Below are 25,985 nucleotides of genomic sequence, written 5' to 3'. Positions count from 1 at the left end.
CTATTTTAATTCTTATGAATACTCACTTCTGCGTTCATACCTGGTAGAACAGCCTTTGATGGCTGGCTATCAAACTCAATTTTAACAGGAATCACTTGTATCACTTTTGTATAGTTCCCATCACTATTAGATGAAGGCATTAAAGAAAAACTCGACGCTGTCGCTTGACCAACATGAACGACTTTCCCCTTCACTTTAGATTCTTGACCATCAATTGTAATATCAACCACTTGACCAGTTTCTACATCTTTCACTTCTGTTTCATCGATATTCGCCGTTACATAACGTTTATCCAAATTATACGCAAAAGCTAAAGGTTGTCCCGCTTGCGCCATACTCCCTTTTTGTGCAGACAATTTCACAATTGTACCTTCTACGGACATCGGGATATCCATTAATTGAACATCTCCAGTCTCAGATTTAACTTGTACCTTCGCAAAAATATCTCCTTCTTTTAATTTATCTCCTTCAGCTACTTTCAACTCTGAAATTTGACCTGAAGCAGGTGCTGCTATTTTAATTTGTTCACCATCTACTTGCGCATTTTCTGTTTTGACATAATTGGTTGATTGATTATAAAAATAAAACCCTCCAATTCCAATGATGACAAGTAATACAATGGTGATGACATTAATCATGACTAACTTCTTCATTATGACAAAGTTCCTTTCTTTCAAATTCAATATACTGTATTATAAAATCATCATTCTGCACATACCACAGACAATTTCAACAAATGTGTCGGATTTAAAAACACAAAACGCTGGTGATTTTATGAAAAAAACGAAAGCTTATTATCAAATATGTAAAGCACTACTTAAACTTCTTGAACATCATCCTTTTGAAGCAATTACTATTAAAGAAATTTGTGCAGAAAGTGGCGTACATCGCTCAACATTCTATGCACATTTTGAAGATAAATATCAACTGTTTGAAGTGATTAAGCAATTTCATATGAAGCGTTATGAGCGCTTGATGGAATCAACCACTTACATGATTGAACATAGTGACTTAGAAACGATTAAATCATACGTTTTAAAAGGCTTTCGATTATTGTTTAAATATATTCTACGCTACAAATCTTTTTTTCAAACTATTATTGTGACAAATACACAACCTGTCTTGATTAGAGATTATATGAAATTCACACAACATACTTATACTGCCATATTAAAATCATTGCCTGAGATGCATCGTTCAGATTATTTCATTCATTATACAATCGGCGGTGAATTAGCCATCATCTATAAGTGGTTGTCAAACGATTGTCAAGAGACGCCTGATGAAATGGCACATATTCTTAATGCTAATCTTATGAAGACAAAACGTTAGTTTGTCATAAAATATAGAATCCACCAAACATTAAATAACAATACACATTTATTTATATTTAAGAATTAATTCTCAGTTAATTAATATTTTATTAATTTTTATGTCCCAAAACACACAAAAACATGATACATTAATATTAAGCAAATATATGGGTAGGGATCCATATTCATTTGTGCTTTCATTTTCAAAAAAGTTCTCCAAACGAAAAAGCCTGTTTCTCTCGATAGCGTAGCGACTATCGTAAGAAACAGGCTTTTTTACTTTAATGACATAGTGAGAGCCGGACTCAGCTTCCTACGAGGTTGTGAAAGAAGCGGTTGGGGATTGAGCAGAACCAAAGTAATTCTCAAAATAGCTTTTTTATTTTGGGGAATTGCGATGTTCTGTCGAAAGCCCTGCTTCTTGAACACTGACATCACGAGGTTGTGAGAGAAGCGGTTAGAATTTAAGCAGAACCAAATCAATTCTCAAAATAGCTTTTCAAATTTTACCGAAATCGTGGTAGTTCTACCGAAAAACCTACTTTTGGGACACCGTATATTGCTTTACCAGAAAACAAATTTATTATAGAGAATTATTGTTTATTTCCCACACAAAAAATAAATAAATTTTTATATCCTTGTAAACTGATAGGGATTGTAGTATTATTTGTCTCATACTATTTTAGAGGGTATAAATTATGACATTATTTTTACTAGAAGCAAATGATTTAAGTATTTTTTCAACAAAGGCAGAACTAGAAAAACAGGCAGCAAACTTAACAACGGGAAAACTGCCCACACTTATAGAAGTACAAGCTACACCGAACTTGACGCACGGATACTTTATTGTCGAAGCAAATAGTCATGAAGATGCTAAACAATTTTTAGAAAATGCCTCAATCAACATCAATCTCGTAAAAGAAGTTCGATTAGTCGGTAAAGCATTAGATGATGTTAAAAAAGGCGATGCTCGTGTGGATTTTCTCGTTACTTGGAATATTCCTGAAAGCATCACAATGGATCAGTACTTGGCACGCAAGAAGAAAAACTCAGTACATTATGAAGAAGTACCTGAAGTACAGTTTCAACGTACATACGTGTGTGAAGATATGTCAAAATGTATCTGTTTATACGATGCTCCTGATGAAGATGCTGTTCGACGTGCACGTAAAGCGGTAGATACACCGATTGATGGTATCGAAAAATTATAATGCGCTTCATTTTCTGAAAAATCAGATATAAGGGTATGTATTATATGCATGCATAACCTTTAGAATATAGAACTCAGCGCAATAAGATTCGAGGTGTTTTAATGATTCACATTAACCATATCCAACATCAATTTCATCATAATCTTGTTATTAAAGATTTCGAGTTAAAAATAAAAAAAGGCAACATCATAACATTAATAGGCAAAAGTGGTTGTGGTAAATCCACATTGTTAAATATTATTGGCGGTTTTTTAAAGGCAACTTCTGGAAAAGTTACAATTGATGGCCAAGTTAAAGAAGAACCGTCACCTGATTGCTTAATGATCTTCCAACACCATAACTTGCTTCCGTGGAAAAATATTAATGATAATATACGTCTTGGCTTATCTCATCCCATTACTGATGATGAACTAAACAATCACTTAAAAACAGTAGATTTAGATCAAAAAGGGCTGTTATTTCCAGAAGCATTATCGGGTGGTATGAAACAACGTGTTGCACTCTGTCGAGCACAGGTTCATCAACCGAAAGTCATACTCATGGATGAACCTTTAGGCGCATTAGATACTTTTACGCGTTATAAATTACAAGATCAATTAATACAACTAAAAGAACGAACAACTGCAACAATCATTTTAGTGACACATGATATAGATGAAGCCATATATCTGTCAGATGACATTATATTGCTCGGAGATGGTTGTGATATTCTCGACCAATATCATATCACACAATCACATCCTCGAAATCGCAATGACAGCCATTTATTAAAAATTAGAAATGATATTATGGAAAAATTTGCATTAAATCATCATATGGCAGAACCAGAATATTATTTGTAAGGAGTTGAGAATGTTGAAAAATATCATTTTGCTCACTTTCATATTTCTTATTATCCTTTCTGGTTGTAACGTCAACACACCCAACAATAATGCAAAACCAACAATAAAAATTGGTTACTTACCGATCACACATTCAGCAAATTTGATGATGACAAAAGAAATACAACAGAATACGCACCATTCGAATTATAACCTGAAATTAGTACGTTTTAATAATTGGCCGGATTTACTGGATGCTTTGAACAGTGGCAAAATCGATGGTGCTTCTACACTGATTGAACTGGCGATGAAATCAAAACAAAAAGGATCCGATCTTAAGGCTGTCGCTTTAGGTCATCATGAAGGGAATGTTGTTATGGCAAGAAAAGATAAAAAGCGATCAGACTTCCACGATCATGAGCGCTATCATTTTGCGAGACCCCATCGTTATTCAACACATTACTTATTACTCGATGAAATGCGAAAGCAACTGAAACTCCGTTCAAATACCTTTAGCTATCACGAAATGCCGCCAGCTGAAATGCCTGCTGCACTTAATGAAGGGAGCATTTCTGGATATTCTGTTGCAGAACCATTCGGCGCACTTGGTAAAAAATTAGGAAGTGGTCACACTTTATTGCATGGCAGTGACATCATACCAGACGCCTATTGTTGTGTACTCGTACTTAGAAGTGATCTCATCAACCAACATCAGACAGTTATTCAATCATTTATGTCAGATTATAAACGAGCAGGTTTCCAAATGGCGGATAAAAATAGAAGTATAGAAATTATGAACAAAAACTTTAAGCAAGATAAAAAAGTTTTATCACAATCAGCTGAATGGACTTCTTACGGTAACTTAGCAATTGATAAACAAGGTTATAACAAAATCAAAAAATTAGTAGAAGAAAAAAAGCTTTTTCAAGCACCTGACTATCAAGATTTTGTTGATCCTACGTTATATAAGGAGTGATAAATGAAATGACAGTTAATAATATTAAAAAGTGGTCCTTACCCATCATTACTTTTATGATTTTTCTTTTAATATGGCAATGCGTTATCATCCTTGGTCACTACAAGCCCGTTCTTTTACCTGGCCCCTCTTTGGTATTAAAAAGTATGTGGCATTTCATAATCACTGGAGATATATTCACACATTTAAGTATCAGTTTATATCGTTTCATTGCAGGTTTCATATTGGCCATTATGCTAGGCATACCTATCGGCTTTTTATTAGGTCGTAGTTTTTCTCTATTTAATGCCATAGAACCATTATTTCAATTAATCAGACCTATCTCTCCCATTGCATGGTCTCCATTTGTTGTTTTATGGTTTGGTATTGGTAGCTTACCTGCCATTGCCATTATATTTATCGCTGCATTTTTCCCGATTGTTTTTAATACAATCAAAGGCATTAAGCATATCGAACCGCAATACTTAAAGATTTCATCTAATTTAAACTTAATAAACTGGTCATTATACAGAAACATTCTATTTCCCGGGGCTTTAAAACATATTATGGGCGGAATACATATGGCAGTCGGTACAAGTTGGATTTTCTTAGTATCTGGTGAAATCATTGGCGCACAATCAGGACTGGGATTCCTAATTGTAGATTCACGTAATATGTTAAATCTAGAAGATGTTTTAGCTGCCATATTTTTTATTGGTGTATTTGGGTTTTTAATTGATCGATTCATTAGTTACTTTGAAACATTAATCTTAATACGCTTTGGCGAATGAAGGAGTTGAATTTTATGAGTTTGAACACACATATTGAGAAAAAGCTAGAACCCTATTTAATAGAAATTGATGCAGGATCTTATTATCCAAAGGACTTTATTAGTACTTTGTTTAAAGAAGGCTATTTCAAAGATGATGATGTCAAAGGCAACTCAGAAATCATAGAAAAGGTATCCAAGTCTTGTTTGACCACTGCTTTTTGTTTATGGTGTCAATTGGCGTTTTCTACTTACTTAAAAAATGCAGAAGCACCCTATTTCAACCAACATCTACAACAGCAATTGTTATCAGGTAAAATTTTAGGTGCAACTGGATTATCGAATCCGATGAAGTCATTTAATGATTTAGAGACATTCAATTTGTCACACCACTATAATGAACAGCAACAGCTCATTGTGAACGGTAGACTGCCCGCAATTAGTAATATTGGACCTGACCATTATTTTGGTGCAATATCTAAAAGTACATCATCCGATGAACTTGTTATGTTTATTGTTCAGGCCAACCAAACTGGTATCACAATGACGGAAATGTCTCATTTTTTAGGTGTTAATGGTTCGGCAACATTTTCGATTGAGATGCATGACGTACTCATACCAGAAAAACACATTATCACACACGATGCCAAAACATTTGCAACACAAATACGACCACAATTTGTCGCATTACAGATTCCAATCGCATTGGGTGCAATTCGTGCATCACTAGATTTAATCCAACAATTCTCTCACGCACAAAATGGTATTAATCAATATCTAGAATATGATGTCCAAGCATTTGAAAATCAATACAATCAAATAAGACAACGTTTCTATGCTGTGTTAGATGAAGAGAACTTACAGAATCACTTTGAGACACTGATTACACTTAAAAAAGCAGCGGGATATTTGTTGCTTGACGTAAATCAAGCATCGATGGTGAATGGTGGTTCAAAAGCATACGGTTATCAATCACCACAAGTACGTAAATTGAAAGAAGGATTTTTCTTTGCAGCATTAACACCGACATTAAGACATCTAGGCAAACTACAAGAAGCATTAAAAGCTAGCAATGACTAGTCAGCAATCAAGATCTCAATGACAGGTATATTCTGAACAAATAAACATCCAGTTATACGATTCATTTTTCGAATCATATAACTGGATGTTTGATATTTATCTATTCATCTAACATTTTTTCGACGTCTTTTTTACGTGTATCTAGAATTAATTGTGACAATTCATCCTTATCCATACGACGAAGTTTCGGCAAACGGATAAAGAAGAAGACAAGTCCTAGCAATGTCCAGAAACCTAACGCAATGTGCGAAGGTAACGATAATGACGCTGGCGAAATCGGCAATAACAATAATGCTAAGAAAATAAACGAAATCACTGCACCGATAATCGCAAATGTTTTATAAACCGGACCATATGTCGTACTATTTTTATCATAACTGAACAATTTTGCAGCTGATAAACAAGTGACAAAATAAGCAATTGATACACCCGTTGAAGACATATCTACAATCCATGTTAAGGCTGTACGACCTAACCACGGTGCAATCAATGTTAGCGCAACTAAGAAAATAATTGCAACGTAAGGTGTTTTATAACGTGGATGTAACTTACTGAATACTGTTGGCATAATGCCTGAACGTCCCATTGAGAAAAGTAAACGACTTGCGCTTAATAAAAAGCCGTTTAGTCCTGTAAAAATCCCCATAATAATCGCTATCGCAAGTATGCCTAATCCAATATTTCCGAAAGCTTCACGTGTGACAGCACCTGTTGTCCAAAGGCTATCATTCTCTGAAGTAAGCCAACCTGTGTATAGAATCATCAAAATATATGTGATTGCAGCAGCTAATAAGCTATACACGATTAACTTGAATGTTTTGTTAGGTGAGAAGTTGAATTCTTCAGCTGTTTGTGGAATATTATCAAAACCAACATAAGCCCATGGTGCGACTGATACGATCATAATAATTGCAGGAAACCAATCATAAGTTGGTCCATGATACGGTTTCAAATTATCCAATGAAAAACTCGAACCAAAAAATGAACTAACAAACATTAAAACAACAACAATCACCATTGCAACACAGAAATAAAATTGTAATGATCCTGATACGCTTGCTCCATATATTGTGATCACCATAAAGACAAGCAGTAACACGGATGCGATAATAATTTCTGTAATATAAACATCCCAGCCAGCAACCGTATATAACTTACCTACTTCAATCACATCTGGAACTAAAAACTTAATTAACAAGCTAAACGCCGTCGCATTCAGTGCGACAACACAGACATAACCAAAAGTTAAAAACCATGATGAAAAGAAACTCACATATCTTCCAAATCCTAAGAAACTAAATGCAAATGCTCCACCAGAAACTGGAAAACGTTCAACTAATGCACCATAACTCACAGCGATAATCATCATCAGTAGTGCCCCAATAAAGATACCGATAGATGCTGCAATTGGCCCTGATGTTTGAATCCAATCTCCCGGCAGAATAAAAGAACCCCAGCCGATACAAGAGCCATATGCAATTGCCCATACAAACTTCTCAGACAAATTTTGTTGTAAATCGCCTCGATCTGGCTTTTTATTTTTCTTCGCCATAAATATATTTCACCTCTAATATCCTATATACCCTAGATTAATTATAAAAAACGATTTTTGAGTATTTGAGTCATTAATCATACATTAAAAGAAGAATCTAATCAAAAGTTTTTTCATGTAAGTAAAATTTGTCATACAATATACAAAAAAAGACCCCACATTTCATGGCGTCTTTTCTCTAAAATTAATCTACATAATATTACGATTCATCTTCATTAGAATCGTCTTTGTTCCCTTTCCATAATGCCGAAGCGAGCGCACCAAAAATATGACTCAAAAAATTAAAAATTGCTTCCATCGTACATCATCCTTATATTTTAAAAGATGCAATAATGAGCATAATCCAACCAACAATAAATAGCACGCCACCAATCGGTGTAATCGCACCTAGCACGCTGATTTGTGTCGTTGATAAGATATACAATGACCCACTAAAGAACACAATACCGAAGAACATCAACCATCCTGCCCAACTTACATTCAAGTCGAATGCGCCACCTATAATACCGATCAATATCAAGCCTAACCCATGATACATTTGATACATGGTAGCCTTCTCCCAAACAGACATGTAATGTTCAGAAAGCTTTCCGTCTAACATATGTGCACCGAACGCACCTGTACCTACTGCCATCATTGCGTTAAGTGCTCCTAAAATAATAAATATTTTCATCGTCTACTTCCTCCTTAGAAGTCAAAAATAGATTCACCGTTCCCAATTTCATCATCTGTTACTAAACGATTATCCGTTGTTTTCGGCGTCACGCTTGATTCTGTAACACGTCCACCCATCAAACGAATCTCTTCTTCCGACACTTTCGTTGATGTGACGGGCATATGCGTTGTTGTTGGAATACTTGTGTTTGGTGTTACTTGATCTGTATATAAAGCAGTTAATGTATGGATAGCATACATATGCTTATCAAACGCTGCATCTGTTGTCGCTTGATCCGCTTGCATTAATTCATGTTCTAACAATTGGATGAGCTTCTCTCTTTGCATGTTGTCACTCCTTTCTTTCACACCACTGAATTGGTTCAATCCCTCGCTCTGTCAAATAATCATTGGCTTTCGAATATGGTTTTGAACCAAAGAAACCACGATATGCCGACAAAGGACTCGGATGTGGTGACTTAATAATATAGTGCTTTGTTGTATCTATAAGACGTTCTTTTTGCTGTGCAGGTCTCCCCCATAGAATAAAAACAACGTCAGATTTATATGTTGAAATAGCTTGAATCACTTCATTGGTAAATGTTTCCCAGCCGATATCACGATGAGAATGTGCTTGTCCTTGTCGCACTGTTAAAACAGTGTTTAGCAGCAACACCCCTTCTCGTGCCCAGTCTTGTAAATGCGGTGATGTTCTTTGACACCCAATATCATCTGCCAGCTCTTGATACATATTGCGTAATGATGGTGGCATCTTCGCATCCGGTTGGACAGAAAAAGCTAAGCCATGTGCTTGATTCGGGCCATGATATGGATCTTGGCCTAAAATAACGACCTTCACCTGATCAAAGGGTGTTAAATCAAATGCTTGATAAATATTTTCACGTGCTGGATAAACAACATTTGTCGCATATTCATTCTCTAAAAAATCATGCATCTTTTGAAAATCATGCTTGGAAGTAATGTCATGAAAAATAGTAGCCCATTCCATCGTATTCACCTCATTCCACATTTTAACATAAAATGATAGGAGAATAGCATGACATCGTTTGAAATGTTTGCAGTCAGAAGCGACCATGATATGATAGTATTTAAGTAAGGATTCGCATTTGAAGTAGAAGTTAAATAAGGGAGTGGCTATTATATGGCATTAAAAAAAGTACTAACAATCGCAGGGTCGGATACAAGTGCAGGCGCAGGTATGCAGGCCGATCTTAAAACATTCCAAGAACTCGATACGTATGGTATGGTAGCACTTGCTGCAATCGTAACAATGGATAAAGAAACATGGTCACATGACGTTTCACCAATTCCATTCGATGTCTTCAATAAACAGCTTGCAACAGCTATACACGTTGGACCAGATGCTGTTAAAACAGGTATGCTTGGAACTGAAGAAGTTATCAAACGTGCTGGTGAAGCATTTGAAGAGTCTGGGGCAGAAATTCTCGTTGTCGACCCTGTTATGGTATGTAAAGGGGTAGATGAAGTATTAAATCCGGGTAACACAGAAGCAATGATTCAATATTTATTACCAAAAGCAACAGTTGTAACACCGAACCTTTTTGAAGCAGGTCAGCTTTCAAAATTAGGAACATTAAAATCTATGGAAGATATGAAAAAAGCAGCTGAAATCATTCATGAACAAGGTGCACAACACGTTGTCATCAAAGGTGGTAAAGCACTCGATCAAGATAAATCATACGACTTATACTATGATGGTCAAACATTCTATCAATTAACAACAGACATGTTCCAACAAAGCTATAACCACGGTGCTGGTTGTACATTCGCAGCTGCAACAACTGCCAATCTCGCGAACGGTCAATCACCAAAAGAAGCTGTTGTAAATGCTAAAGCGTTCGTTGCTTCAGCAATCAAAAACGGTTGGAAAATGAATGAGTTTGTTGGTCCTGTTGATCACGGTGCATACAATCGTATTGAAAAAATTGACGTTGAAGTCACTGAAATTTAATAAACAAGTCAAAACGCCATGAGTTATGATAACCCCATGGCGTTTCTTATATATATCTGCACGATTTTGATAATAATTAGAGATGACAGAAAACATGAGAAGTCCTACAAACAGTGCCATTCCAGTCATGAGAAGATAATCTCTTCATGAGATTGGGACACCGTATATTGCTTATCTCAGCCCCTTCTCAGTCTATTTACTACTCTTTTTGATTCTCCACATTGTAAACAATGCTAATAAAATAATTAAAAATAGACCTACGCTTATGATTAAAGCTACTCTTGGTTCATCACTAAACCATTCAAATCCCTTTTGTTCAATTTTTACACTAGGTGCATGATATCCTTGTAAAAATTGCCGCTCATAATTTAATGAAATACGTTCTTTTTCTTTATCTATTTTGAAGTTCTTATCTGAGAGTTTCATTTTTTTCGGTACGACATCGTACAAGTCCTGTTTCACTTCATACTTCTTGTCGTGAATGCGATGTTCGCCTTTTGATAAAACCTTCTTGTACGTATAGCGCTCAAACATCTCTTTCGTTATACCATTGGCCATAATATGACGTGCATGTTTTGCATTGTTATCATTAAACGGCTCCACTTGTAACACCGCTGTTTGAAGCCTTAAATGCTGCTGTTTCGCCGTCAACATAAAGTGATACGCCTCATCACTTGTTCCTGTTTTCAATCCATCAACACCTGACATACCATTGGCTTCACCCGGTAATGAATAGTTGGTTGTGCGCACTGCACCGTCTGCTTGATGAACCGTGCGCAGCTTTGTGATATTAAGAATTTTAGGGTGATCATTCACGAGACGTGTTGCTAATATTGATAAATCATATGCAGACGATGTCGGTTTACCTACATCCATAAAGTCTTTTGGCGCAAATTGATGCAACCACGCATTGTCCAAACCAGCTGGATTTGTAAAATATGTATCTTTCATGTTAAATGCTCGAGCTTTGTCATTCATTTGTTGCGTAAATGTAGACGTATCGCCGGAAACTTTATCAGCTAACACCATTGTTGCAGCATTACTTGATGTCATCATTGCTTGCTGCAGTAAAGCTTCTACTGTAATCTCTTGACCTGCTTTAATCGGGTATGTCGATACATTAGGTAACTGTGCCACCGCTTGATACTCTGGCGTAATCTTCACTTTATCAGTCAATTTAATAGTGCCATGATCAATTGCATCATAAACGAGATAGAATGTCATCATCTTCACAACCGATGCAGGGTAAAGTGTTTCTTCTCCATTATAATCATACAGTATTTGTCCTGTTTGTGTTGTTGTCATCGCAAATTTTGGTTGATAGTATTGCGAAGCTTGTGGCTCATGCTTTTTAGCAATTTCATACGGTGCCGTTTCTGCTTCAACAGTTCCAACCAATAATAACTGTAACATCGTAAAAACCATCATTACTTTTAAAAGCTTAATCCTCATACCCTTTTGCTCCTTAACTCCGTACGTAGTCAATAAATCAAGCATACGTCAATTAACCATCAATATCAACACTGGTTTATTGAATTATGAAATTACTTAGGTTTTCTAAAAGCATGCAAAAAACCTCGCACATTCTAAAAATGTGTCAAGGCTTTCCCACTTCTTATAAAATTATACTTATTAAAATGATAAATGTTTTAATAACAAAAACAATAGCAGTAAACTTTTTAGATTTACTAAAGAAATAATACAGTGATGTAAATGTGATAAGGTCTATAATAGGTATATAGTTCATAAAGATACTAAATGAAATATGGAACCAATCATTTAATATTAATGCTGTCATATTCGCAGCAGTATAACCCAGTATCAATGCAAAAAATAAATCCTCATTTTTACTTTCTTTGTTTCTATCAAATATTAGAAGTAATAACTTAATTAAAAAGAAGGTAAAGATAAAAACTAAAATATTGGAAAGTAACACAATGAGCGCTGTAAAGAAATGCATTTGTGTTTCTGTCATACTTAATGATTGCTGAATTGTTTCCATCTGTTTTTGTAAATTTGATTGATTAGAAGTATATGTGTAAAATAACATGATTGATGAAACTAAATAAGGTATCATACTAGCAATAAGAAGAAGTAATTTTTTTAATATTTTCATAATATTATCCACCTTCAACTACAAATTTATTTCTGTATATATGCCAAGATACGTCCTTAGCACATTATGATGAGACGTTATAATAATGCATGTGTTGTTCTGTTCACTTAACTTCTCAACTTTAGCCGTCTCCGCTATTTTATTAGACTTTTACAAGTAAGATGATTTCAAGGATCTGAGACATAGTACTCAGCCTCTATTTTTGAGATATAGGAATAAGTGTAATAGCATTAGGCGTCTGAAGTAAAATGCATTTTTGCAAACTTTTTCCACTTCTAGTCACCCTTGTTAACTACACAATATCTCATCTTTTTCATGGTGTATTAAATCATTCTTAACTTATCATATTTCATGCCTAATTGTATTTTCGGTGGTTTTTCTTAACAGTTACGCTGCCTATCTGTCATACACAATTAATAAGCAGTCACTATCAATCAATATAAAATATAACTTTTTAACACACTTCAATTACCTTCTCTTATATTCAATTTTGCTAACGTCACACTACTATTATCTTCACTTTCACTACGTCTTGCTCGTTCTTCACAACAAAACTGTCACTCTCCTGATACACGTTTAATGGCTCATTGATATACACGGGCTGCTTATAGCGTACGTTACAAGCCATATTTTGCATACCATAGTCCTGTAATACTTTTTGCACAATCATTTGACCTGGCACAACATGATCGTGTATCGGGTTGTCATCTCTGACTATTTTCAAATATTGTGCCACAGCGTCTGACGAAAACTTCATTAACTGTCCCTCCGTATAAAAGTTTGCTGAATGACATTTTGATCATTTAAAACGAGTTCAAATTGAAACCGTTCAAAGCCTTTAGCTCGTTTCGCAGATTTGTAAGTTAATGTTGCCTTGATATATTCATCACAAAAAAGTGGCTCTGCATCTTTTACTTCCGTCTCAACTAACATCACTTCCACGCTGACAAATGGTTGAAAAAGCGTAAAATCTTGCCAATAACGCGCAAAAAAGAGTAGTGGGATTTTCTGTGTCATCGGAATCTCGAACAATATTTGATACGCATGTAAATGTGATGCATCGACTTTAATGTGTCGTGTTTCCGTCTGACCAACGTTCAAATAATGCGGCATTCCCCATTCCACCTCCAATGCCCATCGTTGCAATTGTTCGATAATAATCTTTCATATGAAACAGTCTCGTCACTAAGATCGCACCACTCGCACTATACGGGTGACCAATCGCAATGGCACCACCGTATTGATTTAACTGTGATGCCTTAATATTCAACGCACGCTGTGAGGCGAGTACTTGGGCTGCAAAAGCTTCATTCAACTCTACGGCATCGATATCTGTGATATGTAAATCATGCTTGTCCAATAAATGGGATACTGCTGGCACAGGACCAATCCCTAATATGTTGGGATCCACACCCTTAATCGTATAATCAATAAACTTTAATCCTTCTGTTATACCTAACGACAGTGCATACTCCTTTGACATCACAACAACTAATGCTGCGCCATCATTTTTAGCACAACAATTTCCTACAGTCACTGTTCCATTTGAGTAAATGGGGTTTAATCGTTCCAATAGTTTAAGACGGATGTTGCGACGCATCCCTTCATCCTGTGCCATCCATTCACCATTTACTTTAAGTGGTAACATTTCTTCAGCAAAATAGCCTGCATCATATGCCTGCACTGTCTTCGCATAACTATCATACGCAAACTGATCTTGGTCTTCACGAGATATATCATAGATACGTGCAACATTATCAGCTGCTTCAATCATTGTTGGATCTTGTCCTTCAGGTGCAAAAGGAGCCCTTTCATAAAACTGCGGTGGTTCGTTTTCATAGAGTGACGTCGGCCGCTTCATCTTCCATGGTGCTCGACTGGTACTTTCCACGCCACCTGCGATATATAAATGTCCTGCCCCTGCTTCCACCATTCGACACGCATAGTGAATGGCTTCAAGTCCAGACCCGCATTGACGATCTACTGTAACACCTGGTATCGCTGCATTTAGACCCGCTTCCAATAAACTTTTTCTTGCGACATTACCACCATTCCCAACAATATTTCCTAAAATCACATCATCCAGTTGTTGCCAATCGACAAGTAAAGTCTCTTGAAAATACTGAATCAATGGTTTCACCAAATCTTCAGGTTCTAACTTCTGTAATTTACCACCATAACGACCAATGGGTGTACGTTTTGCTGCAACAATCACCGCTTCACTCATTGCCAAGCCCCCTGTTCATATAATAGTTGTGCTGCACGTCTTGAGATTTTCCCACTTGCTGTACGTGGTAATTTGGGCACACATATCAATTTAGAAGGAAATTCGTAGCGTGATAACGTATCTTCTAATTGACGACGTATTTCTCGATAAGTGAGCTGACGATCCCCTTCATAGAGACCCAATGCGAGTTCTCCAAACTTTTGATGTCTTTGAGATATGATTACCACTTCATCAATTCCTTTAATTGTTTTTAGTGCTTGTTCAATCATATAAGGAGAAATATTCTTCCCACCAATAATCATGCGATCTTGAGTGCGGCCATGTAAATATAAAATATCTTCTTTAATGGAGGCATAATCCCCTGTTTGTATCCATTCAGGTACGGGTTCATCAATATAACCAGAAAAGGTCATAGGACTTCTAACATATAGTTCCCCTATACCTTGCGCATCTTGATCATCAATACGTACTTCAACACTTGAAAATAATCGACCGACTGATTGAAGGGGTGCCATTTGATCTTCATTCACACTAATAAAGCTTGCCTCAGACGTTCCAAAAAACTCATAAATCGTCATTGCCGGGAATTTTGTTTTTAATTGATGATGCAATTTTACAGACAATTTATCTCCGGATACAAACACGTATGTCTTCAAATCATTCAATGATGATTGATACAACCAATCATGAACCATAGTCGGTACGAGAAAAAGACAGCTTGGTCGATAAAATTGCTGTATCGCATATTGGCATTGTTCCATATCATAATCATTTTGCCCGATAAATGTACGGCCATAAAACAACGCATACACCAGCACATATAATGTCAATGAGTGTGCATGAGGTCCTAAAGCAACCATTACTGGCATTTGTTGAATATCAGATTCTGGTAATAACGATTCATTTTCTTGAAATGAAGCAATCCATGATGGTTCGTTACGATAAAATGCTTTTGGCAAACCTGTCGTCCCCGATGTAAATCCAATATGTAATAAATCCAGCTTGTCATGTTGTACTCCTTGATAACCTGTTTGTTTAAAACCCTCATCATTCCAAACATAAGCAAAACCATATTTTCCACATAATGATTCGAGTCGGTTCTCTGACCAGTGTGGATCCATAACACATGGCGTTGCGCTTTTATATAACAATGCTAAATAAGATACAATAAACTTTTCCATTTTTTCAAATGATAGTACTACATCACATCCGATACATTCATCTGATAACAATGATGCAGCTTGTTGAACCTGTCTCCACAATCCTTCATACGTGACTGCTGTTTGATTAATATAAAGTGCCATTTCATATGGCTGATGCTCTGCATAATAGGCAATACGTTTTAGTAATTCCATTCGACACTCACTTCTTTGAATACGTTTTCTTATATTCTATCATAATGTTCAAAAGCAATAGAAAAAGCCACTGGTCACGACCATGTCGCTTCCAATGACTCCTACATGATTTATTCTAAATTTGCATGATTTTCTTGCATGATTTCTTCGCTGATGTCTAACTGTGCCTGCATATCTAAGACAAGACTATCTAATAACACTTGTGCACTCTGTTCAAATAAACTACCTAGTGGTTGTTGAGAACCTTCTACACGATGTTTCGTACTTGCTGGTAATACAACTGTTGTATCAGCGAGCTGACCAATCGGACTATCCGATACGGTTGATATTAATAACACACGTGCACCGAGTCCAACTGCTTTATCCGCAAGCAATTGTAAATGCGTCGTGGAACCTGATCCAGATACGATGATCAAACAATCACCTTTTTGAATTGAAGGTGTTGTTGTTTCACCTACAACATACGCTTGTTGCCCTAGTTGGTTCAAACGCATCGCAAAGCTATTCGCTACAAAGCCAGAGCGACCTTTACCCGACACGAAGACTTTATCTGCTCGCAAGATTTGTTTTACAAAATGATCTGTCGCTTCTGTATCTACTTGTTTCAAAGTTTGAGACAGTTCATCCAATATTAATTGATAATTGCGAGTAAACATCGAATCACCCTTCAAGCGCTTCACGACATTGCTTCGCCGCTTCACGTGGATCATCTGCATTTGCAATACCGCCACCTACAATAATCAGGTCTGGGTTTTCAGCCGCCACTTCTTTAATGGTATCTGGCTTAATACCACCCGCGACTGCTACTTTCGCATTATTAATCACAGACTTCACACGACGTAAGCTTTCTAATGGCGATTGTCCTTCTGCCTGCAAGTCATATCCTGTGTGTACAGCAATATAGTCTGCACCCATCTCATCTATTTCTTTGGCACGTTTTTCTAAATCTTGTACCGCAATTAAGTCTACTAACAATTCTTTGCCATGTTTATGTGCTTCTGCCACGGCATTCTTAATCGATGCATCTTCAGCAACACCTAAAATTGTGACGACATCTGCACCAAACTTCACAGCCTGACTGACTTCATAGTCTGCCGCATCCATGATTTTAAGATCTGCTAATACTTTAACATCTTCGTCCTTCACGTTATCTTTCAAATGTTGTACTGCTGGTAGCCCTTCATTAATTACAATAGGTGTACCGATTTCAATAATATCCACATAATCTGTCACCTGTTTAGCTAATTTTGCTGCATCTTCTTTATTTAACAAATCAATCGCTAATTGTAATTCCATCGTTCTACTCAACTCCTACATAATATTATCTTACGTGATACATTCATTGCTGTACCCGTATGTATTTTTGTTAAACATATCAAAGTCATCCAATCATAAAAAATGACCACAATACCCACCCTATTGTTCAATGTGTGTATTGTGATCGTTTGTTTCTAATTTATAGTTGATCTGGCATTGCGGCATCATCAACATACACTTCAACGTTTGGATGTAGATGTAGAATTGTCGCTGGTACATCTGTTGTGATGTTCCCTGTTGCCAGTTGTGTGATTGCTTCTTTTTTATGTTCTCCAAATGCCAACAAAATGATACGTTTTGCTTTCATAATAGAACGTAACCCCATCGAAATGGCTTGTTTCGGGACATCTGCTATATCATCGAAGTATCGACTATTTGCTTCGATCGTACTCTCTGTCAAATCAACACGATGTGTCGTACTATCAAATGCAGTACCTGGTTCATTAAAGCCGATGTGACCATTTTGACCAATACCTAATATTTGAAGATCCATGGGCCCTTTCTCATCTAACAATGCTTCATATCGATTTGCTTCCGCTTCCGGATCTTCTGCCACTCCATTCGGCAAATGGCATTTTTCTGAATCAAAGCCTTTATACTGAGCAAATAAAATCTGATTCATATATTGATGGTAACTTGTTGGATGACTTGCGTCTAACCCGATATACTCATCTAGATTAAACGTTTCAACGTGAGAAACATCTGGTTTGTTTTTCTCTAACAAATTCACCAATGCTTCATACATCTCAATCATCGTACCACCTGTCGCTAGCCCTAACTTACTTTCCTTTTTGTGTATCATTTGTTTGTATAGTTCTGTTGCGACATAGAATGAGGCTTGCTTCTTGTCTCCGATATTTGTAATTTTCATGCCAAACCTCCTATTGAATCATACTTACAAAGCGCTTCGTGATATCACGTGGCCGTGTGATCGCACCACCGACAACTGAAGCATAAACACCTTTGTCAAAAACTTGTTTTAACATTTCTGGCGTGATCACATTGCCTTCTGCGATGACTTTTTGTTTCACATTGTCCAATACATCTGTTAAAAAGGCAAAGTCATTCTGATAAAGTAACATTCCTTGTGTGTCTTCTGTATAGCCATGCAATGTCGTACCGATATAATCAAAGCCGAGTCGATCTGCATTTTTCGCTTCTTCCAATGTTGCGATATCTGCCATTAATTCAACTTCTGGTGCTTCATTTCTAATATACTGTACCAATTCTTCTAAAGTTTCTGCTGGGCGTTCACGCAATGTTGCATCCAATGCAATGACTTCGCATCCACTTTCTAACAGCTCATCTACTTCTTTTTTCGTAGCTGTTATAAATACAGAAGAATGATCATAATCACGCTTCACAATACCAATCACGGGTAAGTCAACTTCTTGCTTAATCGCGATAATATCTTCTTTTGAGTTCACTCTAATACCAACTGCACCGCCTTCTTTTGCCGCAAGTGCCATCTTACTCATAATGAAGGATGAATGTAATGGTTCATCTTCTAACGCCTGACAAGAGACGATTAATCCTTTTGGTAACTTCATAGTTCTTTCTCTCCTTTATAAAGCTTCTTCGACTTCATTTTTAATAGATGTTACATGGGGACCGTAAACAATTTGAATACCATTGCCTTTACGAATAATCCCTCTAGATTCAGTAGCCTTTAACTTCTCTTCATCTACTTGTGTACCATCTTTTAACGTGACACGCAATCGTGTTGCACAACAATCGACCAATTCGATATTGTCAGCACCGCCCAGACCTTCAATAATGGTTTGTGCACGTTCACTCTTCTCAACTGATTGCACAGTTTCTTCATCTTCACGTCCAGGTGTTTTAAAGTTGAACTTTGTAATTAAAAATCTAAAAATCACATAATACAATACGAACCAAACAAGTCCAATTGGAATAATCCATAAATAGTTGGTTTTAGTTTGACCTTGTAAAACACCGAATAAGATGAAGTCTATAAAACCTCCACTGAATGTTTGTCCGACTGTAATATTAAAAATATCTGCCATCATAAATGCCAAACCATCTAACACTGCATGAACGACATATAATAATGGCGCAACAAATAAGAAACTGAACTCAAGTGGTTCTGTAATACCTGTTAAAAACGATGTTAAAGCAGCAGAAAGCATTAATCCACCGACTACTTTTTTCTTTTCTGGTCTGGCAGTATGATAAATCGCCAATGCTGCACCTAACAAGCCAAACATCATCGTAATAAAACGACCTGACATATAGCGAGATACCCCTTCATAATAATGCTGTACATTCGGTTCTCCCAATTGTGCAAAGAAGATATTTTGTGTCCCTTGTACCAGCTTGCCATTGATTTCTAATGAACCACCCAATGCTGTTTGCCAGAATGGTAGGTAGAAAATATGATGCAAACCAAAAGGCCCCAACATACGTAAAATAAAACCATAAATTAACGTCCCAATGACACCTGTTTTATTAACTAAACCACCTGCTCCAAAAATAACTGCTTGTACCGCTGGCCATACGAAAAACATCACAACCCCTAAGAAAATCGCTGCAAATGATGTAACAATCGGTACAAATCGAGAACCACCGAAAAACCCTAAAAATTGCGGTAAGTTCACCTTGTTATATTTGTTATGCAAGACTGCCGTCAGTATCCCTACGATAATCCCACCAAACACACCTGTTTCTACTGTTTGAATGCCCAGTGCCATCCCTTGCCCTGCCTTAGCAAGTTGATCACTCGCAGCAAGATTATCTGTAATAGTTAGTAGTGCGTTCATTGTGGCATTCATAATTAAGAATCCCAACATAGCAGCAAGACCTGCCGTCCCTTTATCACTTTTCGCAAGTCCAACCGCTACGCCGATCGCAAATAACACTGGTAAATTTTGAAAGACGATATTACCAGCTGCACTCATTAACACAAAAATATGTTGTAAAAACGGAATATCCAATACCGGATATGCTTTAATTGTATTGGGATTACTGAGCGCACCACCTATTCCTAACAAAAGACCTGCTGCCGGTAAAATGGCGATCGGCAACATAAACGACTTCCCAAACTGTTGCGCTCTATCAAAAACCTTACTCATACTTTTCACCCACTTTTCTTCTATTAATCACCTTAAATATACCACTCTGAAAATTTATCTCAATATATAAAATTGAATTAGAATTTCTTTTCAAATATACTGAGAAAAAAGGGGGATTCCGATGAAACTTGAAAATCGCATTCAAAAATATCGTCATACTCTGACGAAAACCGATCAAAAAATTGCGGACTATATTCTGAAACTAGAAGACCATACAGATATTGGGGCAATTCATACAATTGCTATGGCAGTCGATGTCTCACCCTCCAGTATTACACGCTTCGTCTATAAACTCGGTTATGACGGCTTCCAATCCTTTCGTTTTGCAGTCTTACATGAACGACAAACTGAAAAAATTGATAACACTCCTTCGATACAAGTACTACACCAACACTATATGTCTATTCTGAATCACACAGGAGAATTTATTGTAGAAGATGACTTAATGTATTTAGTACGAGCGATTCAAGAAAGTGAAAAACTCATTTTTATTGGAATTGGCAGCTCTGGATTAAGCGCACAAGAATTTTATTTCCGCACTGCACGTATGGGCTTCAATACCATTGCGATAACAGATGCGCATTTGATGTCTATTATCGGTCAAATGTGTAGTGCACGTACGACCATTGTTGCACTGACCAATAGTGGTGCCACAAAGGAAATTATTACGAGCATTGCACATGGACAAGCAAGCGGAGCAAAGATTATCGCACTTTCCCATTTTGAAACTGAAGCACTAACACGTCATTGTACACGCATCATTACGACAGCAGACAAACGTCACACACATGATGCTTACTTCATCAATAGTCAACTCTCTAACCAATTCATTATTGACCTTGTCAGTTATCACCTATTACAAGACGCAACATGTTTAGAGCACTACTCAAGAAGTCATCATGAACTGATATCAAAACATAGTCATTCTAAAAATTCTAATGATTTTACGCAATAAAGTGAGCAGAGGTATATAAATTTCAATGAGTTTTTAGTAAAATAAACAGATAAACTGATGAGGAAGGCAGTGAAAGCTTTGCAACCGATTACCAATGAAGCCGTTCAAGCATTGTTAGATCAATTTGCGAATAAGCCTGTCTACTTACACGTTGAGACAACAAACGGGGCATACGCCAATCACTTTGATCAACGTGTTTTTAATGCAGGGACTTTTTTACGCAATATTCAAGTCACTTTTCAACATGCACAACTCAAAGGTGGCGACAAAGATCCATTTCGTGTAGGCTTAAAATTAAACAACAATGGCTGGGTCTATGTACAAGGACTCACGCATTACGAATTAAATGATAATGGTGAATTTTTACTTGCTGGTTTTAACTATGAAGGGCAGTTGGCAGCTGCACTCGAAATCAGCCATCATCCATTTGACACATAATAAGGGAGTTGACATTTTATGACATCTGAAAAACATGTACTCGTCATCTTTCCACATCCTGACGATGAGACATTCTCTTCAGCAGGGACGTTAGCACGCTTTGTTAACCAAGGTGTTCCAGTGACATATGCCTGCTTAACACTTGGACAAATGGGAAGACACTTAGGCAATCCCCCTTTTGCGACACGTGAATCACTGCCAACTATCCGTGAACGCGAACTGGAGCAGGCAATGAAAGAGATCGGGATTACAGACTTGCGCAAAATGGGCTTGCGCGATAAAACAGTGGAGTTTGAACCGTATGATGAAATGGATGCGATGGTGCAATCATTGATTGATGAGACACAACCGACTACGATTATTTCATTTTACCCGGGTTATGCTGTGCATCCAGACCACGAAGCAACTGCGGATGCCGTTGTTCGCACAGTGGGACGTATGCCAGAAGCGGAGCGTCCAAAGTTATGGCTTGTCGCATTTAGTAATGATGCCTATGACGCACTCGGTGAACCGGATATCGTGAACGATGTTTCAGCATACAAAGATCACAAGTTACGTGCTTTTAAAGCACACGCATCACAGACAGGTCCATTCCTAGAACAATTGGCGAATCCTGAGAAAGATGTCTCAGGTGCACCAAGTGATGCTGAAACGTACTTATCTAAAGAATTTTATTGGACTTATCGTTTTAAATAAATTGCACAGTGCCACATGACTGACTGTGACATTTTAGTGGAGGAATAACATGACTGAATTTGATTTATCAACGCGTGAAGGACGTTGGAAACACTTTGGTTCCGTGGACCCGATTAAAGGGACAAAGCCAACAACCAAAGCAGAGATGACGGACCTTCAAAGTACGCATAAAAACTTTTTGTTTGAAATTGAACAAGTAGGTATCAAAAACCTTGTTTATCCTGTATGGATTGACCAGTTTCAAACTGCCGGTAACTTCAGCTTTTCAACGAGCTTAAATCAAGATGAAAAGGGCATTAACATGAGTCGTATTCTAGAAGCAGTAGAATCAGAATACGATAATGGTATTCGCTTAGATTTTGATGCACTCACGTCACTTTTGCATACACTTAAGTCACGCATGAACCAACACAGTGCTGGAGTCGATGTCTCAGGCAAATGGTTTTTCAATCGACTCAGTCCTGTTACAGGTATCAAAGCAGTCGGTCATGCAGACGTGACATATGGCTTAGCTGTACAAGATGATAAAGTGGCACGTAAAACGCTCACTTTGACAGCTGCTGTTACAACACTTTGTCCGTGTTCAAAAGAAATCAGTGAATATTCTGCGCATAACCAACGTGGTATTATCACTGTCAAAGCTTATATTGATCAACATACGACACTACCGTCAGACTACAAGGAAGTCTTATTAGATGCGATGGAAGCCAATGCTAGCTCAATGTTATACCCTATCTTAAAAAGACCGGATGAAAAGAGCGTTACAGAACGTGCCTATGAAAACCCACGATTTGTTGAAGATTTAATTCGACTCATTGCAGCCGATTTGGTAGAAGTAACATGGCTCACAGGCTTTGATATTGAATGTCGTAATGAAGAGTCAATCCATCAACATGATGCTTTTGCAAAATTAACATATCGCCAACCGTAATAGAAATCATCTTTTGGTGTAGTAATTCTTATAAAAACACTTGTTTCCTATCCGTTATAGTAGTATAATATAAGTCAGTACTAAATCATTTTAAGCACCAAAGCCCCACACTATTTGCGGTAGTGTGGGGCTTTATTAGTGATGGCTATTATCGCCTTTATTTTTGCTTGTTACGATTACCTAGCCATTGAGCAAAAATCGCAACAATACAGCCGCTGATGATTCCGACTGCAATATTCTCCAGTACGCAAATCATTTTAGGCACCTCCTCTCAACGTCAATTTGACGCCAAAAGTTTTGGCGATGTTATGATATTATCATGTCAGTATTCTTTTCGTCACCTTTCATTTATTCGATTTTTTTACTGTTTTTCCTGCATTTTTTAGATATTTTAAACTGTTACCATCACTATTTTAATATAATATAAAAATCTTTTTCATTTTATGAGAAATCGTAATTTTTAACACTACACTACCTATTAGGTAAGTATTTACTGTTCAGACTATTTAAGTTTCACTTCATCACAGTTTCATATCATTGCCAACCTAAAAAACTTTATATCTCCTTCTATTAATTGTTACAAATTCTACAATGATATAACTCGCTTTCGTTTGTAAATATATTATGTTTAATCATCTCAAGTACCACCAATATATAAAGCCCCACACTATGTAAATAGCGTGGAGCCTTTTAATGTCTATTTCGTTTTATAACCAAAATCAGGAATTTCATGCCAACGTTCTTTGAAATAATGCGCAATCAATTTCGGTCTACGTTCACGTGTGAATATACCTTTTTTATTGCCTTGCGCTCGGAAAATACCATTGCTTGTTTCAAAGTCAGCAAAGTTCCAAGTTTGTTCTCCAACAAAGTTTGGATATCGATCGACAACTTCATGATTTGCTTTGTAATATGCTAATTGATACTCTTCCGTAAATACTTGGTCGTCAATTGCATGGAATCCTGCAATTGTATCTGCGCCATACTCTGTAAACATTATTGGTTTACCAGGTTGCTTCTCAGTCCATGTATCCAACTCTTTTGCCAGTGCTTCTTTTGCCCCTTCCAAATCACCTGTTTGTGTGTACCAGCCATAATAACGATTTAAGCAAATTACATCAATTAAGTCTTGTACTTCACAAGTTTCTGGACTAGCAGTTAATATTGTTACAATTGTCACAGGTCGTTGTTGTGGATCTAAGTCTCTTGCCAGTTGTACAAATGGCGCAAAGTATTCTTTAGCACCCGGTGCATTTGACTCAGGTTCATTCGCAATTGACCACATGACAACGCAAGCATGGTTTTTATCCCGCTGAATCAATCCTTCAATCACTTCTCGGTGTGCTTGATGTGTTTTTAACCCTTTCCAAGTATCATTGTCACTCGTGCCACCTAGCGTTGCCATAAAGTTCAAGTGTAAGCCAACTGCTGTCGTCTCATCAATCACAACAATACCTTGTTCATCTGCGAGTCGCATCATCTCTTCAGAATATGGATAATGTGATGTTCTAAATGAGTTTGCGCCAATCCACTTCATCAAGTTAATATCTAAAACATTGGCTGTTTCATTAAGACCACGTCCATGATAATACGTATCTTCATGCTTACCAAAGCCTTTAAAATAAAATGGACTTCCATTAATTAAAAATTGACCATCTTTCACTTCAACTGAACGAATACCGAAGCGCTCTTCATAAACATCAATACATGTGTCTTCATGATATAACGCAACTTCTAATCGATATAAATATGCATTCATCGGTTGCCATAAACACGGACTATCAATATGAATATCACCTGATTGACCTTCATCTTCTGCGACTACATGACCTTTGGCATCTACAACTGATATCTTAATACGATCAACTGATGCTGTGTCTCCTGCTACATCAATTTCATATCTTACATCACTTGTACCATTGTCTTTTACTGTTGGTACAATACGAATGTCTTGAATATAACATTTCGGTGTTGTGTATATTTTCACAGGACGATGCAACCCTGCATAGTTGAAAAAGTCAAAGTTCGGACTATTTTTTAAGATCGTCTTACCATTGCGTTCTACTTCTTCAAATGTACCTACTGGTAACGTCTCATACGTCAAAATATTATTGACTTTTACTGTCAGACGATGTGCACCTACTGCATATTGACTAATATCAACTTCAAATGGTAAAAAACCTCCTGAATGTGTCACTACTTCTTCACCATCGATATAGACAGTTGCATGATGTGTCGCTGAGCCAAATCGTAATACAATACGTTCATCTCTCATTTGTCTTGAAATAACAAAATGACGTTCATACCATACGTCTCCAACATGTTGTCGAATTTCTTGTATGATTCCTTGATCATTATATGAACCAGGAACTGCCATTACTTGGTCAGTATCTAAAGGTTTTTTGGGATCAACGACTTCATCTCTTTGTACAAGTTTAAACTGCCAAACACCTGAAAGATCAATCACTTGTCTAGATTCTGTATTTATTGGATATAACATTGATTAGAAC

General features: G+C 36.9%; 29 protein-coding genes. 11 read left to right on the top strand and 18 right to left on the bottom strand.

The features are described 5' to 3' along the window. Window positions 1–5: 5 nt before the first annotated feature. Window positions 6–653, bottom strand: a complete 648-nt coding sequence (locus MUA51_RS01595; protein WP_262560144.1) for an HlyD family secretion protein — start codon at window positions 651–653, stop codon at window positions 6–8. A gap of 121 nt (window positions 654–774) precedes the next feature. Between MUA51_RS01595 and MUA51_RS01590 the strand changes: the two genes are divergently transcribed. From MUA51_RS01590 to MUA51_RS01565, 6 genes are all read left to right on the top strand, one after another. Continuing rightward, the gene (locus MUA51_RS01590; RefSeq protein ID WP_262560143.1) at window positions 775–1,332 is read left to right on the top strand and encodes a TetR/AcrR family transcriptional regulator; all 558 of its coding nucleotides are present in this window, start codon (window positions 775–777) and stop codon (window positions 1,330–1,332) included. 679 nt (window positions 1,333–2,011) lie between these two features. Further along, on the top strand, window positions 2,012–2,524 hold the full coding sequence (locus tag MUA51_RS01585; protein ID WP_262560142.1) for a DUF4242 domain-containing protein: 513 nt from the start codon (window positions 2,012–2,014) through the stop codon (window positions 2,522–2,524). Window positions 2,525–2,625: 101 nt separating this feature from the next. Beyond that, entirely contained in the window at window positions 2,626–3,366 is a 741-nt protein-coding gene (locus MUA51_RS01580) for an ABC transporter ATP-binding protein (protein ID WP_262560141.1), read from the top strand. A 13-nt stretch (window positions 3,367–3,379) separates the two neighbouring features. After that, window positions 3,380–4,321 carry an ABC transporter substrate-binding protein gene (locus MUA51_RS01575; protein WP_262560140.1) on the top strand — a complete coding sequence of 314 codons (942 nt, stop codon included), beginning with the start codon at window positions 3,380–3,382 and terminating at the stop codon, window positions 4,319–4,321. 8 nt (window positions 4,322–4,329) lie between these two features. Next, window positions 4,330–5,091 (top strand): ABC transporter permease, encoded by a 762-nt coding sequence (locus tag MUA51_RS01570; protein ID WP_262560139.1) that lies wholly within the window; start codon window positions 4,330–4,332, stop codon window positions 5,089–5,091. Window positions 5,092–5,105: 14 nt separating this feature from the next. After that, window positions 5,106–6,149 (top strand): acyl-CoA dehydrogenase, encoded by a 1,044-nt coding sequence (locus MUA51_RS01565; RefSeq protein WP_262560138.1) that lies wholly within the window; start codon window positions 5,106–5,108, stop codon window positions 6,147–6,149. Between the two features lie 100 nt (window positions 6,150–6,249). On the opposite strand, the gene MUA51_RS01560 is transcribed toward MUA51_RS01565, so the two are convergent. The 4 genes from MUA51_RS01560 to MUA51_RS01545 all read right to left on the bottom strand — a co-directional run bounded on the left by MUA51_RS01560 (window position 6,250) and on the right by MUA51_RS01545 (window position 9,364). Beyond that, on the bottom strand, window positions 6,250–7,701 hold the full coding sequence (locus MUA51_RS01560) for an APC family permease (RefSeq protein WP_262560137.1): 1,452 nt from the start codon (window positions 7,699–7,701) through the stop codon (window positions 6,250–6,252). 310 nt (window positions 7,702–8,011) lie between these two features. After that, a complete protein-coding gene (locus tag MUA51_RS01555) occupies window positions 8,012–8,374 on the bottom strand; it encodes a DUF423 domain-containing protein (protein WP_262560136.1) in 363 nt (120 codons plus the stop codon). 14 nt (window positions 8,375–8,388) lie between these two features. Further along, window positions 8,389–8,703, bottom strand: a complete 315-nt coding sequence (locus MUA51_RS01550) for a YwdI family protein (RefSeq protein WP_262560135.1) — start codon at window positions 8,701–8,703, stop codon at window positions 8,389–8,391. Between the two features lie 4 nt (window positions 8,704–8,707). Further along, complete coding sequence (locus MUA51_RS01545; RefSeq protein ID WP_262560134.1) at window positions 8,708–9,364, bottom strand: uracil-DNA glycosylase; 657 nt, start codon at window positions 9,362–9,364, stop codon at window positions 8,708–8,710. 153 nt (window positions 9,365–9,517) lie between these two features. Between MUA51_RS01545 and thiD the strand changes: the two genes are divergently transcribed. Beyond that, window positions 9,518–10,348 carry a bifunctional hydroxymethylpyrimidine kinase/phosphomethylpyrimidine kinase gene (gene thiD / locus MUA51_RS01540; protein WP_262560133.1) on the top strand — a complete coding sequence of 277 codons (831 nt, stop codon included), beginning with the start codon at window positions 9,518–9,520 and terminating at the stop codon, window positions 10,346–10,348. A 192-nt stretch (window positions 10,349–10,540) separates the two neighbouring features. On the opposite strand, the gene MUA51_RS01535 is transcribed toward thiD, so the two are convergent. From MUA51_RS01535 to MUA51_RS01485, 11 genes are all read right to left on the bottom strand, one after another. After that, window positions 10,541–11,800: a DUF1958 domain-containing protein gene (locus MUA51_RS01535; RefSeq protein ID WP_262560132.1), complete on the bottom strand. Its 1,260-nt coding sequence runs from the start codon at window positions 11,798–11,800 to the stop codon at window positions 10,541–10,543. A gap of 163 nt (window positions 11,801–11,963) precedes the next feature. Beyond that, window positions 11,964–12,464 (bottom strand): hypothetical protein, encoded by a 501-nt coding sequence (locus MUA51_RS01530; RefSeq protein WP_262560131.1) that lies wholly within the window; start codon window positions 12,462–12,464, stop codon window positions 11,964–11,966. Between the two features lie 499 nt (window positions 12,465–12,963). Continuing rightward, a complete protein-coding gene (locus MUA51_RS01525) occupies window positions 12,964–13,221 on the bottom strand; it encodes a hypothetical protein (protein WP_262560130.1) in 258 nt (85 codons plus the stop codon). Further along, on the bottom strand, window positions 13,221–13,577 hold the full coding sequence (locus MUA51_RS01520; RefSeq protein ID WP_262560129.1) for a hypothetical protein: 357 nt from the start codon (window positions 13,575–13,577) through the stop codon (window positions 13,221–13,223). The genes MUA51_RS01525 and MUA51_RS01520 overlap by 1 nt, the downstream gene beginning before the upstream one ends. Next, window positions 13,531–14,691, bottom strand: a complete 1,161-nt coding sequence (locus MUA51_RS01515; RefSeq protein WP_262560128.1) for a thiolase family protein — start codon at window positions 14,689–14,691, stop codon at window positions 13,531–13,533. The genes MUA51_RS01520 and MUA51_RS01515 overlap by 47 nt, the downstream gene beginning before the upstream one ends. Further along, a complete protein-coding gene (locus tag MUA51_RS01510; protein WP_262560127.1) occupies window positions 14,688–16,046 on the bottom strand; it encodes an AMP-binding protein in 1,359 nt (452 codons plus the stop codon). Before MUA51_RS01510 ends, MUA51_RS01515 begins: the two co-directional genes overlap by 4 nt. A gap of 110 nt (window positions 16,047–16,156) precedes the next feature. Continuing rightward, window positions 16,157–16,702 carry a 6-phospho-3-hexuloisomerase gene (hxlB, locus tag MUA51_RS01505; protein ID WP_262560126.1) on the bottom strand — a complete coding sequence of 182 codons (546 nt, stop codon included), beginning with the start codon at window positions 16,700–16,702 and terminating at the stop codon, window positions 16,157–16,159. A gap of 4 nt (window positions 16,703–16,706) precedes the next feature. Continuing rightward, the gene (gene hxlA / locus MUA51_RS01500; protein WP_262560125.1) at window positions 16,707–17,342 is read right to left on the bottom strand and encodes a 3-hexulose-6-phosphate synthase; all 636 of its coding nucleotides are present in this window, start codon (window positions 17,340–17,342) and stop codon (window positions 16,707–16,709) included. A gap of 160 nt (window positions 17,343–17,502) precedes the next feature. After that, window positions 17,503–18,234, bottom strand: a complete 732-nt coding sequence (gene nagB / locus MUA51_RS01495; protein ID WP_262560123.1) for a glucosamine-6-phosphate deaminase — start codon at window positions 18,232–18,234, stop codon at window positions 17,503–17,505. 10 nt (window positions 18,235–18,244) lie between these two features. Then, entirely contained in the window at window positions 18,245–18,913 is a 669-nt protein-coding gene (locus MUA51_RS01490; protein ID WP_262560122.1) for an N-acetylmannosamine-6-phosphate 2-epimerase, read from the bottom strand. A gap of 15 nt (window positions 18,914–18,928) precedes the next feature. Next, window positions 18,929–20,455 carry a maltose/glucose-specific PTS transporter subunit IIC gene (locus MUA51_RS01485; RefSeq protein WP_262560121.1) on the bottom strand — a complete coding sequence of 509 codons (1,527 nt, stop codon included), beginning with the start codon at window positions 20,453–20,455 and terminating at the stop codon, window positions 18,929–18,931. 121 nt (window positions 20,456–20,576) lie between these two features. Between MUA51_RS01485 and MUA51_RS01480 the strand changes: the two genes are divergently transcribed. The 4 genes from MUA51_RS01480 (at window position 20,577) to folE2 (ending at window position 23,475) form a co-directional block, all read left to right on the top strand. Next, entirely contained in the window at window positions 20,577–21,410 is an 834-nt protein-coding gene (locus MUA51_RS01480; protein WP_262560120.1) for a MurR/RpiR family transcriptional regulator, read from the top strand. Window positions 21,411–21,488: 78 nt separating this feature from the next. Continuing rightward, the gene (locus MUA51_RS01475) at window positions 21,489–21,848 is read left to right on the top strand and encodes a YojF family protein (RefSeq protein WP_262560846.1); all 360 of its coding nucleotides are present in this window, start codon (window positions 21,489–21,491) and stop codon (window positions 21,846–21,848) included. 18 nt (window positions 21,849–21,866) lie between these two features. After that, entirely contained in the window at window positions 21,867–22,544 is a 678-nt protein-coding gene (bshB2, locus tag MUA51_RS01470; RefSeq protein WP_262560119.1) for a bacillithiol biosynthesis deacetylase BshB2, read from the top strand. A 49-nt stretch (window positions 22,545–22,593) separates the two neighbouring features. Continuing rightward, the gene (folE2, locus tag MUA51_RS01465; protein WP_262560118.1) at window positions 22,594–23,475 is read left to right on the top strand and encodes a GTP cyclohydrolase FolE2; all 882 of its coding nucleotides are present in this window, start codon (window positions 22,594–22,596) and stop codon (window positions 23,473–23,475) included. 157 nt (window positions 23,476–23,632) lie between these two features. Here folE2 and MUA51_RS01460 read toward each other — a convergent pair whose 3' ends face one another. Both MUA51_RS01460 and uidA read right to left on the bottom strand, forming a co-directional pair. Further along, window positions 23,633–23,731: a type I toxin-antitoxin system Fst family toxin gene (locus MUA51_RS01460; protein ID WP_262560117.1), complete on the bottom strand. Its 99-nt coding sequence runs from the start codon at window positions 23,729–23,731 to the stop codon at window positions 23,633–23,635. Between the two features lie 441 nt (window positions 23,732–24,172). Beyond that, the gene (gene uidA / locus MUA51_RS01455) at window positions 24,173–25,975 is read right to left on the bottom strand and encodes a beta-glucuronidase (protein WP_262560116.1); all 1,803 of its coding nucleotides are present in this window, start codon (window positions 25,973–25,975) and stop codon (window positions 24,173–24,175) included. Between the last annotated feature and the right edge of the window lie 10 nt (window positions 25,976–25,985).

Source organism: Staphylococcus sp. IVB6214 (assembly GCF_025558585.1).
In the GTDB taxonomy this organism is placed as follows: Bacteria; Bacillota; Bacilli; order Staphylococcales; family Staphylococcaceae; genus Staphylococcus.
This window is presented reverse-complemented; position numbering and strand designations above follow the sequence as displayed.